This window comes from Thalassobacillus hwangdonensis, assembly GCF_042675915.1.
Taxonomy (GTDB): domain Bacteria; phylum Bacillota; class Bacilli; order Bacillales; family Halobacillaceae; genus Thalassobacillus_A; species Thalassobacillus_A hwangdonensis.
The window spans coordinates 1-4905 of the sequence record NZ_JBHTKL010000003.1 but is presented as its reverse complement, the minus strand read 5'-3'; the positions used below and the strand labels follow the sequence as shown (position 1 = coordinate 4905).

Genomic DNA, 4905 nt, shown 5'->3' with positions numbered 1-4905 from the left:
TCATATAGATAAGTCCTCGATCGATTAGTATCCGTCAGCTCCACGTGTCACCACGCTTCCACCTCGGACCTATCAACCTCATCGTCTCTGAGGGATCTTACTCACTCGAAGTGATGGGAAATCTCATCTTGAGGGGGGCTTCATGCTTAGATGCTTTCAGCACTTATCCCGACCGCACGTAGCTACCCAGCTATGCTCCTGGCGGAACAACTGGTACACCAGCGGTGCGTCCATCCCGGTCCTCTCGTACTAAGGACAGCTCCTCTCAGATTTCCAACGCCCACGACGGATAGGGACCGAACTGTCTCACGACGTTCTGAACCCAGCTCGCGTACCGCTTTAATGGGCGAACAGCCCAACCCTTGGGACCGACTACAGCCCCAGGATGCGATGAGCCGACATCGAGGTGCCAAACCTCCCCGTCGATGTGGACTCTTGGGGGAGATAAGCCTGTTATCCCCGGGGTAGCTTTTATCCGTTGAGCGATGGCCCTTCCATGCGGAACCACCGGATCACTAAGCCCGACTTTCGTCCCTGCTCGACTTGTAGGTCTCGCAGTCAAGCTCCCTTGTGCCTTTACACTCTGCGAATGATTTCCAACCATTCTGAGGGAACCTTTGGGCGCCTCCGTTACCTTTTGGGAGGCGACCGCCCCAGTCAAACTGCCCACCTGACACTGTCTCCGGACCGGATTACGGTCCTGGGTTAGAAGGTCCGTACAGCCAGGGTGGTATCCCACCGGCGCCTCCACCGAAGCTAGCGCTCCGGCTTCTCAGGCTCCCACCTATCCTGTACAAGCTGTACCAACATTCAATATCAGGCTACAGTAAAGCTCCACGGGGTCTTTCCGTCCTGTCGCGGGTAATGTGCATCTTCACACATAGTATAATTTCACCGGGTCTCTCGTTGAGACAGTGCCCAAGTCGTTGCACCTTTCGTGCGGGTCGGAACTTACCCGACAAGGAATTTCGCTACCTTAGGACCGTTATAGTTACGGCCGCCGTTTACTGGGGCTTCGGTTCAACGCTTCGCATAAGCTAACGCATCCCCTTAACCTTCCAGCACCGGGCAGGTGTCAGCCCCTATACTTCGCCTTACGGCTTCGCAGAGACCTGTGTTTTTGCTAAACAGTCGCTTGGGCCTTTTCACTGCGGCTCCTCGCAAGAGGAGCACCCCTTCTCCCGAAGTTACGGGGTCATTTTGCCGAGTTCCTTAACGAGAGTTCTCCCGCTCACCTTAGGATTCTCTCCTCGCCTACCTGTGTCGGTTTGCGGTACGGGCACCTCTTTCCTCACTAGAGGCTTTTCTTGGCAGTGTGAAATCAGGAGCTTCGGTACTTTAGTTCCCTCCGCATCACAGCTTGACGTTGCCGGACGGATTTGCCTATCCGACCGTCTCACTGCTTGCACGCACACATCCAGTGGTGCGCTCTCCTTATCCTCCTGCGTCCCCCCGTCGTTCAAACGGAAAGGAGGTGGTACAGGAATATCAACCTGTTGTCCATCGCCTACGCCTTTCGGCCTCGGCTTAGGTCCCGACTAACCCTGAGAGGACGAGCCTTCCTCAGGAAACCTTAGGCATTCGGTGAAAGAGATTCTCACTCTTTTTTCGCTACTCATACCGGCATTCTCACTTCAAAGCGCTCCACCAGTCCTCACGGTCTGACTTCGCAGCGCTTAGAACGCTCTCCTACCACTGATCCATAGGATCAATCCGCAGCTTCGGTGATGTGTTTAGCCCCGGTACATTTTCGGCGCAGAGTCACTCGACCAGTGAGCTATTACGCACTCTTTAAATGGTGGCTGCTTCTAAGCCAACATCCTGGTTGTCTAAGCAACTCCACATCCTTTTCCACTTAACACATACTTAGGGACCTTAGCTGGCGGTCTGGGCTGTTTCCCTCTCGACTATGAACCTTATCACCCATAGTCTGACTCCCAGAGCTAAGTCATTGGCATTCGGAGTTTGACTGAATTCGGTAACCCGGTAGGGGCCCCTAGTCCAATCAGTGCTCTACCTCCAAGACTCGTTCTCTGAGGCTAGCCCTAAAGCTATTTCGGAGAGAACCAGCTATCTCCGTGTTCGATTGGCATTTCACCCCTACCCACACCTCATCCCCGCATTTTTCAACATGCGTGGGTTCGGGCCTCCAGTCAGTGTTACCTGACCTTCACCCTGGACATGGGTAGATCACACGGTTTCGGGTCTACGACCACATACTAAATCGCCCTGTTCAGACTCGCTTTCGCTGCGGCTCCGTCTCATCAACTTAACCTTGCATGGGATCGTAACTCGCCGGTTCATTCTACAAAAGGCACGCCGTCACCCATTAACGGGCTCCGACTACTTGTAGGCACACGGTTTCAGGATCTCTTTCACTCCCCTTCCGGGGTGCTTTTCACCTTTCCCTCACGGTACTGGTTCACTATCGGTCACTAGGGAGTATTTAGCCTTGGGAGATGGTCCTCCCGGATTCCGACGGAATTCCTCGTGTTCCGCCGTACTCAGGATCCACTCCGGAGGAGATCCGATTTCAGCTACAGGGCTCTTACCTCGTATCGCTGATCGTTCCAGATCGATTCACTTACCGGATCTCTTTGTAACTCCAAAGGAGTGTCCTACAACCCCAAGAGGCAAGCCTCTTGGTTTGGGCTAATTCCGTTTCGCTCGCCGCTACTCGGGAAATCGCATTTGCTTTCTCTTCCTCCGGGTACTGAGATGTTTCAGTTCCCCGGGTCTGCCTTCCTGCACCTATGTATTCAGTACAGGATACTGTTCCATTACGAACAGTGGGTTCCCCCATTCGGAAATCTCCGGATCAAAGCCTACTTACGGCTCCCCGAAGCATATCGCTGTTAGTCGCGTCCTTCATCGGCTCCTAGTGCCAAGGCATCCACCGTGCGCCCTTATTCACTTAACTATACTAACGTGAAAAGACGTTGTTATCGTTTCGATGTTCGTTGAATGTCTTGCTCTTATCTAGTTTTCAAGGTTCATTTTTTAAACACAAAAATGGTGGAGCCTAGCGGGATCGAACCGCTGACCTCCTGCGTGCAAAGCAGGCGCTCTCCCAGCTGAGCTAAGGCCCCATAATATATGGGTTGAATAGATGGTGGGCCTGAGTGGACTTGAACCACCGACCTCACGCTTATCAGGCGTGCGCTCTGACCAACTGAGCTACAGGCCCATCCATTAATATTTAATTGAAGATCTTNCTTAACTATACTAACGTGAAAAGACGTTGTTATCGTTTCGATGTTCGTTGAATGTCTTGCTCTTATCTAGTTTTCAAGGTTCACTTCCCCACGGATGGGGTGGCTTCGATGTTGCAACAGGGATGTTGCGAACGTAATCGAAGTTCGTTTTGAAAGATCGTTTGATCTCTCAAAACTGAACAAACACAACCAGTACGTTTCCATATATCCTTAGAAAGGAGGTGATCCAGCCGCACCTTCCGATACGGCTACCTTGTTACGACTTCACCCCAATCATTGGCCCCACCTTCGGCGGCTGGCTCCAAAAAGGTTACCTCACCGACTTCGGGTGTTGCCAACTCTCGTGGTGTGACGGGCGGTGTGTACAAGGCCCGGGAACGTATTCACCGCGGCATGCTGATCCGCGATTACTAGCGATTCCGGCTTCATGCAGGCGAGTTGCAGCCTGCAATCCGAACTGAGAATGGTTTTATGGGATTTGCTCGACCTCGCGGTTTTGCTGCCCTTTGTACCATCCATTGTAGCACGTGTGTAGCCCAGGTCATAAGGGGCATGATGATTTGACGTCATCCCCGCCTTCCTCCGGTTTGTCACCGGCAGTCACCTTAGAGTGCCCAACTGAATGCTGGCAACTAAGGTCAGGGGTTGCGCTCGTTGCGGGACTTAACCCAACATCTCACGACACGAGCTGACGACAACCATGCACCACCTGTCATTCGGTCCCCGAAGGGAAAACCCTGTCTCCAGGGTGGTCCGAAGATGTCAAGACCTGGTAAGGTTCTTCGCGTTGCTTCGAATTAAACCACATGCTCCACCGCTTGTGCGGGCCCCCGTCAATTCCTTTGAGTTTCAGCCTTGCGGCCGTACTCCCCAGGCGGAGTGCTTAATGCGTTAACTTCAGCACTAAGGGGTGGAAGCCCCCTAACACCTAGCACTCATCGTTTACGGCGTGGACTACCAGGGTATCTAATCCTGTTCGCTCCCCACGCTTTCGCGCCTCAGCGTCAGTTACAGACCAGAGAGTCGCCTTCGCCACTGGTGTTCCTCCACATATCTACGCATTTCACCGCTACACGTGGAATTCCACTCTCCTCTTCTGTACTCAAGTTCCCCAGTTTCCAATGACCCTCCCCGGTTGAGCCGGGGGCTTTCACATCAGACTTAAGAAACCGCCTGCGCGCGCTTTACGCCCAATAATTCCGGACAACGCTTGCCACCTACGTATTACCGCGGCTGCTGGCACGTAGTTAGCCGTGGCTTTCTGGTCAGGTACCGTCAAGGTACCGCTCTATTCGCACGGTACTTGTTCTTCCCTGACAACAGAACTTTACGATCCGAAGACCTTCATCGTTCACGCGGCGTTGCTCCGTCAGACTTTCGTCCATTGCGGAAGATTCCCTACTGCTGCCTCCCGTAGGAGTCTGGGCCGTGTCTCAGTCCCAGTGTGGCCGATCACCCTCTCAGGTCGGCTACGCATCGTTGCCTTGGTGAGCCGTTACCTCACCAACTAGCTAATGCGCCGCGGGCCCATCTGTAAGTGATAGCGAGAAGCCATCTTTCAACCCGACTCCATGCGGAGTCTGGTATTACCCGGTATTAGCCCCGGTTTCCCGGAGTTATCCCAGTCTTACAGGCAGGTTGCCCACGTGTTACTCACCCGTCCGCCGCTCATTCCACAAGCGTCACCCCC

The 4905-nt window shown here is 53.5% G+C and carries 2 tRNA genes and 2 rRNA genes; all 4 read right to left on the bottom strand.

The window, feature by feature from the left end:
* Nucleotides 1-4: 4 nt before the first annotated feature.
* Nucleotides 5-2920: ribosomal RNA gene (locus ACFQ2J_RS09110) — 23S ribosomal RNA — on the bottom strand.
* Nucleotides 2921-3013: 93 nt separating this feature from the next.
* A tRNA-Ala gene (locus ACFQ2J_RS09105) sits at nucleotides 3014-3089 on the bottom strand.
* Nucleotides 3090-3110: 21 nt separating this feature from the next.
* A tRNA-Ile gene (locus ACFQ2J_RS09100) sits at nucleotides 3111-3187 on the bottom strand.
* Nucleotides 3188-3429: 242 nt separating this feature from the next.
* A 16S ribosomal RNA gene (locus ACFQ2J_RS09095) occupies nucleotides 3430-4905 on the bottom strand; the annotation flags it as partial.